We start from the raw sequence: 13,113 nt of genomic DNA, 5'->3' as shown, positions 1-13,113 counted from the left end.
AGGTAAGGAAATCACGATGGTTCGCCACCTACTCATACTGCTTTTCTCTCTCGGCCTTGCCGCCTGTATTCAGCAGGCGTCACAGCACTCACCAGATAATGCCAGCACAACGTCCTTTGTGGCGCTCTATGGCGGCTCGAACGTGGGCTACGTAAATGTCACAGAACAGGGCAATCGCGTTGAGATCGCCATGAAGATCAGCAATAACGGTCGGGGCCCAGAGACCCAGGAGACTGTTCAGTTGGACTCACAGGGTATTCCCCAGCAGTGGCAGATTGTGGGCAATACCACCTTTGGCAACGAAATAGACGAGACATTTGTTAACGACGCAGGCGTTGCGCAATGGCGCTCTGCCGCCGGCGAGGGCCGCGCAGGCTATGCCGACTCGGCTATCTACGTAGCGCAAAATGCCAGCGTCTACGCACCCTTTATCTACGCAAATGCCATGCTCAAAAACAAAACATCTACCATGGCAGCATTGCCCAGTGGCGAGTTGAGCCTGAAAAAAATGGGCGAAATTGCGCTGCAATCATTGGATGGCACAAAAACGGGCGTTGTCTACGCCCTAAGTGGTATTGAATTAGCACCGGACTATTTAGTGTTTTCTCAAACAGGCGAAATGATTGCACGTATATCGCCTCGCTTTGTGTTGGCGAAAACTGGCTTTGAGCAAAACGACCAGCTGTTTCGCGAGTTTGCCACTAGCGCCAATGCCAGCCGTTTCGAAAATATTGCCAAGCGCATGACCCATGATTTTGATCGGCCCGTACGCATTGTCAATGTGCGTATATTTGAACCGCAGACGCTCAGCCTAAGCGAACCAAAGTCAGTATTGACTCGTGACAATAAAATCATCGCCATTGATTCACCTAACACGCGCGGTAAAAACGAAGTGATCATCGACGGCCAAGGTGGCACTTTGATTCCAGGCTTGTATGAAATGCACGGCCACATGAGCGACGACCACGCCATTTTTAATGTGTTGGCCGGCGTGACGTCGGTGCGCGATATGGGCAACGAAATCGACGTTATCGAACCGCTGATTGAGAAAATAGCCAGCGGCCAGATTATCGGCCCGCGCATCACCAAAAGCGGATTTATTGAAGGCGACAGCGAATTCAGCAGTGCGACCGGCGAAAAGGCCAGTAGTCAAGAGCAGGCCGTGCAGCTTGTCAACGACTATGCGGCGCGTGGTGGCTATCATCAAATTAAAATATACAGTTCAATCAATGGCGACTGGGTGCCGGCCATGGCCGCAGAGGCCAAAAAGCACGGCATGCGCGTAGCAGGCCATATTCCTGCTTTTTCTAAAGCCGATGAAATGATTGCCGCAGGTTACGATGAAATTACGCATATTAATCAAGTGATGCTGAGTTGGGTGCTGGACCGCAAAGAAGATACGCGCACGCTGTTTCGCATAACCGGTATGAAGCGTTTTGTAGATTTGGATTTAAATGCTCCGGCGGTTCAAAAAACCCTGGATACGATGGTGAGTAAAAACATTGCCGTGGACCCAACCATGGTGATCCATGAGTTCGGCCTGACTGGCCGCAACGGTGAAGTGCGCCGGGACATGCGCGACTATGTGGACCACATGCCCATCGGCGTGCAGCGCGACGCCAAAGTTGCCCTATTAAATGTCGCCGATGAGCAAGAAGATCAAGCCTACCTTCAGGCGTTTGATAAAATTATCGAAACTCTGAGCCTGATGCATAAGCGCGGCATTTTTATTGTGCCGGGCACCGACATGGGCGGGGCATTTAAATTGCATCGCGAGTTAGAATTGTTCACTCAAATTGGCATGACCCCAGCCGAGGCTGTGCGCCGCGGTTCTTACGATATGGCTAAGTATTTGGGCTATGGCGATGAGTTAGGCAGTATTGAAGTTGGCAAGCTGGCAGACTTTTTCTTGGTGCCTGGCGATCCAACCCAAGACATTAAAGCAATAAAAACCATTTCATTGGTGGCGAGCGATGGACGCTACTATTTTCCCACCGACGTGTATCCCGAGTTTGGTATTCGGCCGTTTACGGAAAAGCCCAAGGTGTATTTACCACAGTGAACATGATTCCTTGGCAGGTAAGAGTTGATCTTCATTCGCCTGTCATAAATATGATGTTCTGCTAAACATTGCAACTGCTGGCAGTTGGATCATTGTTTTTTCCTCAGCCGAAGTGCAACGAAAATCGCGTGCACTTCGGTTTGCACATACTCACTTGATTGATACAGTCCTTAATTTAGCGACCCAATGGAATCGTTGGTGCCGGCTTAATTTAATTGACTGCTAGAATGGACGTAGGGTCAAGCGGCGCCCAAGACTGTAACTGTTCGTCGCTCACCTACAGGGAATGTGCCAAGCAGTGCTAACAGAATAAGTGCTGCCAAATTGAACGCCCTTGCTCGATTAGCCTAACTTCTTGCTAGCGCGATTACGACGTGGCCTTGAGCCACTGCTCTACACCAATGGCATTCATCACCAATTCAACCGATAGCGCCGCCAAAATCATACCCATCACTTTTGTCAGAATCGCTGCACCCGCATTACCTATCACGCTGAGAATTTTTTGCGAAAAGCTTAACAACAGCCACGTTACAAACAATATTGCGATAGTAATTAGTGCTGTTCCAACCTGCACCGGGATAGGATGAATATGATTGTCAGTTAATAGTATGACGGCCAAAATGGCGCCCGGCGTTGCCGTACCTGGAATGGCAAGTGGGAATACCGCCATATCGTGATTGGGATCTTGTTTCAACTTTTGATAGGGCGCGCCGAAAATCATTTGGAGGCCGAACAGGAATAGGATAATCCCGCCGCCTAGTTGAAGCGAAATCAAGCGAATTCCCATTGCGGTCAGTAGAAGCTGCCCTATAACAATGGCACCTATCAATACTGCTCCTGCATAGAGAACAGTTCGCTTTGCAGCTTGCTGACGTTCTTGTGCGCTCAATTCAGCGGTAATGGAGACGAATATAGCCATTGTGCCAATCGGGTCAATGGTCGCCCAGATAATTAGCGCATCTTGTAGAAACTTTTCAACCATGCGTCACCTATCAAATTGGGTTGCAGCGGCTAAGTTGGGTTACAGTGTCGCCTTTCCGATACACTTGTCCTGCCAGTGTCTTGCCAGTGTCCTGCCAGTGTTGCTGGCGATGTCGGGCGCCTCGTTAAGTGGTTGCTTTATAAACGTAAATTGTAGTTTCAACGCCGTTGTGCACTGCTGCGTGAATGGGCTTGAAGCCCAGTTTTTCATACAGCCCTTTATTGTGATCTTCGCACTGAAGATACAAGTGCTCAATCTTTAAGGCCGCAACATGTTCCTGTGCCTTAGATACTAGCGCCTTTGCATAACCCTTGCCGCGCTTGTTTTTTACCACGTACACCCCACCCACCCAATGTTCGTATTGGGGGTAATCTATGTGCTCACGAAATTTAAGCTCGGCTGCAGCTACTAAATCCTGATTTTCATGGATAGTAATTATCAAAGGAAAATCAATGCGATTTTTTGCCTTTAAGGACACTTTTTTAAGAACCATTTCTTCAGTAATTGAGGGAATGGTGTGCCCCCATTCATCGAAGTACCACTTCGCTATCAGTTTGGCATCTTTAGGATTGTCAGCTAAATACGAAATTTTCATTGGTTTTCTTTGACGCCTTTGGTAGCAGCCGAGTGTAGCGGGCCTCGATCCCAGCGTCGCTATACAGGCTAAATTTGTATGGTTATAAATGTACCTTTTTAGTGTTGAGCGTATTTTTCGCCAACGAATAAGTTAAGACTCACGCTCTTCTTACTAGGACATCCATCATAAGCAGTTATCATTAAACCGCAAGCCTAAAACCATACTAATAGACCGTGGGCGACACGCCGTTTGTTCGCTATAAATGCACTTCAACAAGCCGGAGATCAAGGATGACTAAGCCGCGCAAGCAACTGATAGATGCAGCCACAACGCCCTATTACCATATCGTCTCGCGCTGCGTGCGCAGAAGCTTTCTATGCGGCATAGATTCTCAAGGCAATAACTTTGAACACAGGCGACAATGGATAGAAGACAAAATTCTCGCCTTGCCGCAGATCTTTGCAATTCATGTATGTGCCTATGCCGTCATGTCCAATCACTACCACCTAGTTCTAGAGATCGATGCCGCGCAATCTGATGCGTGGACAACGGAAGAGGTGATTCAACGCTGGCATATGCTTTTCAAAGGAAACCTATTTAGTCAACGCCACATCAAAGGAAAATCACTAACACAGGCCGAACGCGATGTATTGAAGACCTGTGTGGACGTGTGGCGCAACCGACTTGCGGATATCAGCTGGTTTATGCGCCAGATAAATGAAGCTATAGCGCGTGAGGCAAATCATGAGGATCAATGCACCGGCCGTTTCTGGGAAGGCCGTTTCAAATCCCAAGCACTGCTAGATGAAAAAGCGTTAGCCGCCTGCATGGCCTATGTAGACTTAAATCCCATCAGAGCGAAAATGGCAAAGACACCGGAGCAGTCAGATTACACTAGCGCGAAACAGCGCATCACTAAAGCCAAACGCGCCCACAGCCCCAATCATCACCAGCAACAGCCAAAATCACTCAGACCCTTTGTGGGAAACCCCAGGCAGGATATGCCCGCCGGATTACCTTTTCGATTAACCGACTATCTGGAACTTCTGGATTGGACAGGCAAGCAAATACGCGTAAACAAACGGGGTGCTATCGACGCAGAACTACCTCCAATTTTGGAGCGGCTCAACATAGATCCTAAGCATTGGATCTACAGTGCTACACAGTTTGAAAGTCGATTTAAGGGATTGGTTGGCGGGGTCTATAAGCTGAAGCAAGCATGTCATAAATTGGGGTATCAGCGAATCCCAGGGCTCAGTAATTGCCGATTGCTTAGCTGAAGCGGACACAATATCTACTCAATATTATTCCTACCGATCACGGGGTTTCGTGACGTCCTGAGATTGCCCTTTTAGCAATTCAAATTCCATTGCGCGTTCAAAACAGCTGATTACTGAAGTGGATGCAAGTCATGCGCCCATTTTTTAATGAATTTGAAGAGTGATTTTTAAATGTGGCTGTCCTTGTGATTTTGATTGAGCTGTTTGTTATGCGTCATTTTCGATCAACCACTTACAGAAGGGATCGCTAGAATCTTTATCTCCAAATTCCGCAGGCTCTTTAACTATTTCAATAGCCTTTCTTGGAATGGAAGTTTGGAACTCTTGAATCAGCCAATCTTGAAATTTTAGATTTGGCTGAACCGCAAAATTGTTTTTCTTGAAACTTTCACTAGGGGTGTACTCAAACTCGTCATTCCAGCAAATTTCGTCGTATCCGATAGCAATAAGCCTCAAAAAATCCAGAGGGTTATCACACAAAACACAGGCAAGCATAGAACCGGAGCCGGAGCCTATATGCACAATTTTTTGATTCCCTTCATCGTCAATCCAAAACGCAGCCATTGATCCATCACCACCGGTTCTGGCAAAGACCCGAAGTCGACCTTTAGTTTCTTCATTTATGAAATACATTAAATCGCTGTCTTTCTCAGCGTAAAACTCTACCAGAGTCCCTCCTGGTCTTTCATTATCGCCCCACTCAGATCGAAGCTTGCTTATTGGATATAAATATCCAATCCTTCCATCTTCAGTGTCTTCGTAGAAGCCATTCCTTTCAATCCAACTGAAGAGTTTTTCGAAAGCATCTGGAATCACCATTGGTTCCAGCAAAATCTCGTCTATTTGATTGGAAAGAGATTTCAACGATGATGCTCCTTTACGCATAACGCCGCCCACAGGGGCCGCAGTGGAGGTGATTGTTTTGCGGTAGCGTTAGCGACGACCGCAAAACGAGCGCCGGAACGGAGGTCCAGCCCGCTTGCGGGCGAGCCTGATGGGCATTGTTATGCACTAGTACGCTTCCCATGGCGCTTGCTCGAACTGCCAGCCGGCTTCAGTATTATAATAAAGTAGCTTAGTTTTTTCTCCGCCCCAATCCACTACTGAATAAGCGGTATTTCCATCCTCTACAGTTTCTATAATTTTTACAGGCTCTAGGTAACGCCACACAAAACTTGAAGCATTAGAATGTTTACGATGATTTATTTCCAACTCATACAGCATTTTCCTGGGTTCTGATATTCTCATTATTGCCGACTCCCAAAGCCCAGTTATTTCGCTAGGATGCTGATATTCTGGTTCAATCCATCCATAGTTATTTAGAATCAACTCACAGTCCGTAGATTCTTTATAACCGTATTTTTTAACTTGATCCAACTTTAGAGAAGAACACAAACCAATAGAATTTTTTAACTTAGCCCTAACCTCTTTATCAGTGATTGTTTCAAAAAAAGCCATCATATCTTTTTTACGCAAAGCAGTTTTTGCCTCAAAAAGAGCGCCTTCCGGACAAACATTCCTTTTTTCACAGCGATAACCTTCTTTGTTTGAACAGGATATCAAAAATATCATAATGAAAAGGCAAACCATTCTTCCCATCTTGGTAAGTTCTCCTATATTGCATAACGCCGCAACCAGCGGCGAGCGAAAAAACGTGTAGCGAGTCCACCACAAACCGCGCTTTTTGCGGTTTGTGGGCGCTGGGTTGCTTTGTTAAGTGTTTTTACTATGGCCAATATCTTATTCCAATTAGCTCCCGAAGGCCGATTTCGTTTTCATCTTCCTCGAAGTCAATAATGACTCCGCTATCTGCTTTAATAACGATGCGACCATAGTATTCCTCTAAACAAAATCTTATGCCGCTGTTTTTTAGTTTACTGGAAATACTCTCTATATTTTGGCAGGTGCTATTATTCAAAATCCATGGATCGATTTCGAATTTACTATTTTGAAAGATATATGTTTCCGGGTATTTCGGATCATAGTTATCATTTTGTATCGAGTACAATCTATCTTCGGAATTTATAAATAGCTCATACCATCCATATATTAAGATAGATCCGTTTTGATCCATATCGTTATCAGAGTCGGCCTCACCAAGAAATTCAATTATTTCCGGTTTCGACATTCCAATTTGGACTGGACCAAACTTCCCGGTTTTAACAAACTCTTCAATACTTAGCTTCATGCTTATTACACTTAACGCCGCTGTATGGGGCATTTTTGTGTAGTGGAGTTTTGGGGTACAGTGGCGAAGCCACCCCAAAACGGAGCGCAGCAAAAAATGTCCCAATGACAGCTTTGTTATGCATTTACACCTTCCAAAAACATAATGGCCCGACTAATCTCTTCACAGCAGTATTCGGACCAGTGTTCATGATTTTTACACCAATCTAGAAACATTTTTAAACAGCCAACTTGCTCTTTAGAAAACAAGGAAAGCTGCTTAATAGCATCTTTTTGGTATTTTAGGTCTGGAGATAAATGATAAATAAGAAATTCCGTTTCCAAACCATCATACGTATCGTTCGCTTGGACACAATATCTCAGTAGTGATGGCAGCACCCAAAGTAATCCTTTCGAGGAAAGACAGGACAGCTCATTGTGTAGCCACCTCAACCCATCTTTGGGTATTTGCTCGCTATATTTCTCCATATCATTACGCAAGTAGTAACAATGCGGACAATCATCTTTATGAAATGACAACTCAAGCCCTTGCGGTTTTTTCACAAACGGGAATGACTTATCAATTTCAATTAGTAACTTCTCTGTGTTCATGATTTTGCATAACGCCGGTAGCAGGCGCGCGCATTTTGCGTCGCCTGCCTGCGTTTGTTAGTAGCCTCAACTCCTACTTGAGACAAGATAGTCTCTGGCTTTTTCAAATCGTTCACCTTCACCAGCTATGGATACAAAAAAGTAGCCCTCATACTTCTCCAAAAGAACTGATATTTCAAAACCACCGTCTTTCAGAATGAAACGTGCTTCTTCCTGGCCAGAGCTCACAAATTCATCTTCAAAGCGAGAGAAGTCGCCCTTTATATATGGGACATTCGCTACTTCAGACAGTCCAATTAAAACTGACTCTGTATTGGCCACACACTCTGTATGATTCATGTTCAGTCTTTTAGCTACTAACGCCCGGTTTAGGGGCGGCCGGAGCGTCAGCGTAGGCCGTCCCAGCCGCACGTTTTTTGTGCGGTGACTAGAACCGCTTGTTATGTTTGAACTAGCTTTGCCAACCATACCTTACCCAAAGATAAACGCGGTGAAGAAAAGATAACAAACAAATAATTAGACCAATAGCACAAAGTACAAATAGCAGGCCTAGGCCACCTGAGTATCCAATCCAGGCAAAGACACCCAGCATTAAACCTACGAAAATTTCGACTAGGGAAGATTCCCAGTCCACTGTCCTTCTATATGGAACGGTCTTCGACGCAAAATGCCTAACACTAATCTTCTTCATCGAGCCCTTTCAACATAACGCCCGCAACAAACGCGAGCGTAGCGAGTCGAGGCCGATAGGCCGGTTTGGTTGCGTTTGTTAAGAGCCATTTGACTTTCCAGCTATTGAGTAGAGGTATCTTTCTTTACTTAAAGTCTCGATTTTCTCAAGCTTAAATCTATCACCTGGAGTGAAACTTATCATTCCAGGTGAAGTAGCAAGAACAATTTTTCCAGAATCCAAGCGCACCTTATAGCTATAGTAGTGCTTATACTTACTTTGCATTGCAGCCAATTCAAGAATTTCTCCCTCAACTTGATAGATGGTGAAATCCCTACCCCTGCTTTCTAGAACTAGGTAAACGACCGTAGCCAACAGCGGAATAACAACAAAACAAATACTCAATACATTACGAAGCTTTTCCTTCGCAAGATATTTATCTATTAGTTTTACTGCTGGCCTCATAAACTCTTAACGCCCGCAACAAACGCGAGCGTAGCAAGTCGAGGGCGATAGCCCGTTTTGGTTGCGTTTGTTATGCATTTGACCAAATTCCTTGAACTTTTAGGGCTTCCATTTCACAACCATTGGCCTCAAGTTGCTCAGTGTGATGCAATATGATGTACTCAATAAAATCTGTGATGAAGCTACGCTGCTCAGCATTGCAAGCACAGTATAATTTATTCTCCTTGCCATCTCCTTCAAGGCAAGAAAGTAGCTGACCCAAGTAGAACTCACTATGCATCGTTTCCAAGCTTAAGCGGATAAACGATGGCATGTAGTATTTCTTACCTTCCACTGAGGAAAAGCAAATTGGGTTCCAGCCAGGATTGCCCAATTCATCTAAACCGATCGAATCAATAGTCGATCTATTTAAAGTTTGATCGTGCTCCTCGCATTCTTCACAGTGTGTGTAATTAGTGAAGTGCTCGGGCTTTTCTATGCGGAATATCCGCTTCGCTTCGTTAATCCAGTCCATGTCTAATTCTGCATAACGCCCGCAACAGCCGGGAGCGTAGCGAGTCGGATGCTTGCGTTTGTTATGCATCTGCTTCTCTCCCGTAACTGGATACTTGCTCAAGATATACAACACCCGTAGCAGATAGAATCAACTCCACCAAAATCCCTGATCCATTCTTTCCAATTAGGTCGCACTCTATCAGTGCTTTTATCCCAGTAGAACTTTTCCCAAATCGCTTGACGGACACATCAGCTTTGGAGGAACCATCATATCCTGACTCTAAAACGGCTTTTGTATAATCCTCTTCGATTGCGTCGGCTGCACTTTGATCAATTGCTACCGCATACCCATATTGGTTCGCAATATCGCCATATCTCCCGCCATGAAGAAGCCTACAGACTTCCAGTCCGATCAGTACTAATTTATCTTCATCCATGTGCTTTAAGTGCATAACGCCCGCAACAAACGCGAGCGGAGCGAGTCGAGGGCGGCGGCCCGTTTTGGTTGCGTTTGTTATGTGTAGTCTTGATCATTTGCTTGTATCTTCAGTTTTGGACAAGCCATCTTCTACAGGCTTTTTCGCTTGCTCCTCCCTTTTTCCGAGTTGCTTTCTGAGTAATTCAAGCTTCTTTTTGTAATAACGCTTATCTATTTGGCTGATTACAAGCCACAAAATGAAAGCTGCGCCAAGACCATAAATATAACCCTTACCGTACATTAGCGTACCCTTTCATCGATCTGCATCAACACATAACGCCCGGCTTTGGGGCGGCCGGAGCATAGCGTAGGCCGTCCCGCCGCGTATTTAGCGGCGTACAAGAGCCGCTTGTTATTGGAGCCACGGCTTGCACTTGCTACAACGCTGTTAAGCGGAGCGATCGCGCAGCCAGTGGCTGGTTTAATGGCAAGAATACCTTACCTGACACCTTTTGAAACCCACTTAGGGCAAACCATAATTTTGGCATGCCTTGGCCAACACTGAAGGCTAACTACTGGCACCAGGAAAGGAACTGCGATGGTGATACAGCACATTCCCTGATGCCGGCATGCCGATCAATGGCACGCACTTGGATTCAATCCCTTAGCCTATTTATCCTGAAAAAGGTTTGGCTCAATAACGCCTTTGTCACATGCTTAATTGTAGTGGAGCCTTTTGCCGTATAATTGCGAAGCAATGGCAAAAAGTGTAACGGAAATTAAGTCCTGTGCACAAACTTGTTACATTTCGTTTCGTTGAATAAATGTTGGGCAATCATAGTGCTCACCAATACAGAAGCCTTTTAATTGAAGAAGTACTTTCTCCAAATCTGACTCTTCTTTTACTTTGTTTTGATCACAATCAGCCTCGCAAATCAGAGTGAAATCATTAGTCATATCTAGCAAGGTTTTTAATGCTTTATTGAAATCATCATATTTAGGGCAGAGTAAATATTCATTTTTTGAAACCATGGGTGTTAACTTTATTACAACTCTGCCTTCATATTTTGTATTTAGGCCTTCGTAGTAAACTTTCCCTAGTTCAGCACTACCAGATATTTCACCAATAAGAACATCATTAAAGTAACAGTACTCCTCATTACTTTTTCCAAACGGATATTCAATATTCTTGATTGAGACCATTGTTAAGAAAGTCTTACCAACAACTAATTCCAATACATCTGGCTTATTTTTATACGTTTGCATAGTTTCTCATAGGAATGTAACGCCTTGCTCAGCGGCAGGCAAAGGGTTGTGGCTTTTGTGTGATACTTTGCGAAGCAAATGCACAAAAGGCGCAACTCTTTGACTGTCCGGTGGAGGCGCGAAGCGCCGGAACGTACTGCAGCAACTTGTTATGTATTTTTAAGTTCATGATAAAGCCTCGCAGGGAACTCATGCTGACACCAGAGTTTTTTATAACCTGCTTCGCCAACGCCATCATATATTTCCCACAATACGTTCGTTATCTGATGAATAATTCGTGAAGCGGGACAACGCCCCTTCAACTCAACCTCATATTTGGATTCGGATCCCATCCCCAAGCTAGCCCAATGCTTGTACCAACGAAGCTCATACCTTGCCTCTTCACCGACCACTTTTACCAAAAACTGCAATTCTCCTGGCTCATCCATGAAAACCACTTTGCTTTCTCTGTGGCCAGATTTTATTGACAGTGCCATTTCTGCAAGCTCACTTAAGCTATCGTGCATATATGAAACGGCAGCATCTACCGACCTCGTTCCATCAGAAATTGACACTTCTGCCCAGCCAGCTCCTTTTACTTTATATTCAATATTGAGTTTCATATGAGTGATACATAACGCTGGTGGCAAGGGCGAGCTTTAGCGAGTCCAGCGGCGATAGCCGCGCCTTGGCCACCCTTGTTATGAGAAGGATTTCTACTTACTGAGCCAATTATCACATTCATCTTTTTCTGAATATCCATACGATTTAATAGAAACATTAGAATTTAGGGGCAAAAGATTGGAGACCAAACCGCTAACTTCTTGGTCGGTGCAAATCCCTAACTTCCCTGTATCCATTTTCAAAAATAGATTCTTAACCGAATCCCAATAATCGTATGGCTCATCAGTTGAAATCATTATATTCGGTGTATAACCGTATACTGCAACCCCTTGCTTGATATCTTGTACGAAGCTTTCTATATCAGATTCGAGAATAGGGATTTCAGAATCTAATTCGATATAGTAAATGTAGGGCGAAGCACTGCACTTGGTTCTATGCAAATTCCCTACTCCTCATAACGCCCGGCTTTGGGGCGGCCGGAGCGTAGCGTAGGCCGTCCCGCCGCGTATTTTGCGGCGCACAAGAGCCGCTTGTTATTGGCCGCCGGTATGCAACTACTACAACGCTAGCAAGCGGAGCGGTAGCGAAGCCAGTGGCAATTTAAGTGGTAAGAATACCTTACCTGAAACCTTTTGAAACCCACTTAGGGCAACCCACAATGCAGGGATGCCGTGGACAGTACTGCGAGCTAACTACTGGCACCAAGAAAGGAACTGCGATGGTGATACAGCACATTCCTTGATGCTGGCATGCCGATCAGTGGCACGCGCTAGAATTCAAATCCTTTACTTACCTATCGTAAAAAAGGTAAGGCTCAATAACGCCTAAAGCACAGGCGCAGCTTTATCGCGTCCTGTGCCTTTAATTGTTAGATTTGCTTTTCTTAAAGAAACTTACCAATGCCGGTAACGATATTGATAATACGGCAAGGGCAACGGTTAAGATTCCATATATAATTGAGTCCACCCTTGATGAAATGCTAGATAGCTCACCCTTTTGATCCTCTTTAAATTCAGAAAATCGTTCATCCAGTGATTCCAAGTCTTTTTGAATTAGAGCTAGTGATATCAGCTTGGCCGGGTCAATTGCCGCGGCCGACTCAATAGTTTCAATCCTACCCATAAGATTCGAATTTGTTTCCGCGATTCCATCAACTTTTGCTGCAAGCATGTAAGCCGGATTTCCAGAAGAAACATCCACTGACATTTTTTTAATATTCTCCAGCCTACTTCTTAGATCATCAATTTCTTTTTCTGATAGAGCAAGTTTATCTTTAATTGCCACTTTGTATTCATAATCAGATACGACTGATTCGGTCCAGGTTTCCGTTACCGTTTGCATGACAAAAAATATCGCGATGAGACTTGCGATAGCACCGAACGCCTTACTAAAGAACTCCATAATTTCTCCTGGTGAAAAATCTAACGCCGCCAGCAAAGGCGAGCAACTTGTTGCGAGTCCAGTGCGCGAAGCGCACGATTTTGGCTGGCATTGTTAGGCCCTTGTCTTTCGCGGCA

General features: G+C 44.9%; 17 protein-coding genes. 2 read left to right on the top strand and 15 right to left on the bottom strand.

Annotation, left to right across the window (positions count from 1 at the left end; genetic code table 11):
- Positions 1-16: 16 nt before the first annotated feature.
- Positions 17-2,062, top strand: coding sequence for an amidohydrolase family protein (locus FHS30_RS00085; RefSeq protein ID WP_183907194.1), 2,046 nt, complete (start codon positions 17-19; stop codon positions 2,060-2,062).
- A 367-nt stretch (positions 2,063-2,429) separates the two neighbouring features.
- Here FHS30_RS00085 and FHS30_RS00080 read toward each other — a convergent pair whose 3' ends face one another.
- Together FHS30_RS00080 and FHS30_RS00075 are read right to left on the bottom strand one after the other, a co-directional pair.
- Positions 2,430-3,044 (bottom strand): MarC family protein, encoded by a 615-nt coding sequence (locus FHS30_RS00080; RefSeq protein WP_183907193.1) that lies wholly within the window; start codon positions 3,042-3,044, stop codon positions 2,430-2,432.
- Between the two features lie 124 nt (positions 3,045-3,168).
- Positions 3,169-3,639, bottom strand: a complete 471-nt coding sequence (locus FHS30_RS00075; RefSeq protein WP_183907192.1) for a GNAT family N-acetyltransferase — start codon at positions 3,637-3,639, stop codon at positions 3,169-3,171.
- 272 nt (positions 3,640-3,911) lie between these two features.
- Here FHS30_RS00075 and FHS30_RS00070 point away from each other — a divergent pair, with 272 nt between their 5' ends.
- Positions 3,912-4,901: a transposase gene (locus tag FHS30_RS00070; RefSeq protein WP_183907191.1), complete on the top strand. Its 990-nt coding sequence runs from the start codon at positions 3,912-3,914 to the stop codon at positions 4,899-4,901.
- A 207-nt stretch (positions 4,902-5,108) separates the two neighbouring features.
- Here FHS30_RS00070 and FHS30_RS00065 read toward each other — a convergent pair whose 3' ends face one another.
- The 13 genes from FHS30_RS00065 to FHS30_RS00005 form a co-directional block, all read right to left on the bottom strand.
- Positions 5,109-5,786, bottom strand: a complete 678-nt coding sequence (locus FHS30_RS00065; protein ID WP_221197106.1) for a hypothetical protein — start codon at positions 5,784-5,786, stop codon at positions 5,109-5,111.
- Positions 5,787-5,912: 126 nt separating this feature from the next.
- Positions 5,913-6,500: a hypothetical protein gene (locus tag FHS30_RS00060; RefSeq protein WP_183907190.1), complete on the bottom strand. Its 588-nt coding sequence runs from the start codon at positions 6,498-6,500 to the stop codon at positions 5,913-5,915.
- 127 nt (positions 6,501-6,627) lie between these two features.
- Positions 6,628-7,089, bottom strand: a complete 462-nt coding sequence (locus FHS30_RS00055) for a hypothetical protein (protein ID WP_183907189.1) — start codon at positions 7,087-7,089, stop codon at positions 6,628-6,630.
- 116 nt (positions 7,090-7,205) lie between these two features.
- Positions 7,206-7,679, bottom strand: coding sequence for a hypothetical protein (locus FHS30_RS00050; protein WP_183907188.1), 474 nt, complete (start codon positions 7,677-7,679; stop codon positions 7,206-7,208).
- 66 nt (positions 7,680-7,745) lie between these two features.
- Entirely contained in the window at positions 7,746-8,018 is a 273-nt protein-coding gene (locus FHS30_RS00045; protein WP_183907187.1) for a hypothetical protein, read from the bottom strand.
- Between the two features lie 430 nt (positions 8,019-8,448).
- Positions 8,449-8,814: a hypothetical protein gene (locus FHS30_RS00040; RefSeq protein ID WP_183907186.1), complete on the bottom strand. Its 366-nt coding sequence runs from the start codon at positions 8,812-8,814 to the stop codon at positions 8,449-8,451.
- 70 nt (positions 8,815-8,884) lie between these two features.
- A complete protein-coding gene (locus FHS30_RS00035; protein WP_183907185.1) occupies positions 8,885-9,397 on the bottom strand; it encodes a DUF6714 family protein in 513 nt (170 codons plus the stop codon).
- A complete protein-coding gene (locus FHS30_RS00030) occupies positions 9,390-9,746 on the bottom strand; it encodes a hypothetical protein (protein WP_183907184.1) in 357 nt (118 codons plus the stop codon). The genes FHS30_RS00035 and FHS30_RS00030 overlap by 8 nt, the downstream gene beginning before the upstream one ends.
- 93 nt (positions 9,747-9,839) lie before the next feature.
- Entirely contained in the window at positions 9,840-10,028 is a 189-nt protein-coding gene (locus tag FHS30_RS00025; RefSeq protein WP_183907183.1) for a hypothetical protein, read from the bottom strand.
- Between the two features lie 500 nt (positions 10,029-10,528).
- Positions 10,529-10,993 carry a hypothetical protein gene (locus FHS30_RS00020; protein ID WP_183907182.1) on the bottom strand — a complete coding sequence of 155 codons (465 nt, stop codon included), beginning with the start codon at positions 10,991-10,993 and terminating at the stop codon, positions 10,529-10,531.
- A gap of 149 nt (positions 10,994-11,142) precedes the next feature.
- Entirely contained in the window at positions 11,143-11,595 is a 453-nt protein-coding gene (locus tag FHS30_RS00015; protein ID WP_183907181.1) for a hypothetical protein, read from the bottom strand.
- Positions 11,596-11,688: 93 nt separating this feature from the next.
- Positions 11,689-12,036 carry a hypothetical protein gene (locus tag FHS30_RS00010; protein WP_183907180.1) on the bottom strand — a complete coding sequence of 116 codons (348 nt, stop codon included), beginning with the start codon at positions 12,034-12,036 and terminating at the stop codon, positions 11,689-11,691.
- Between the two features lie 421 nt (positions 12,037-12,457).
- Positions 12,458-12,997 carry a hypothetical protein gene (locus FHS30_RS00005; RefSeq protein WP_183907179.1) on the bottom strand — a complete coding sequence of 180 codons (540 nt, stop codon included), beginning with the start codon at positions 12,995-12,997 and terminating at the stop codon, positions 12,458-12,460.
- Positions 12,998-13,113 lie beyond the last annotated feature (116 nt).

Source organism: Simiduia aestuariiviva, from assembly GCF_014192475.1.
Classification (GTDB): domain Bacteria; phylum Pseudomonadota; class Gammaproteobacteria; order Pseudomonadales; family Cellvibrionaceae; genus Simiduia; species Simiduia aestuariiviva.
This window is presented reverse-complemented; position numbering and strand designations above follow the sequence as displayed.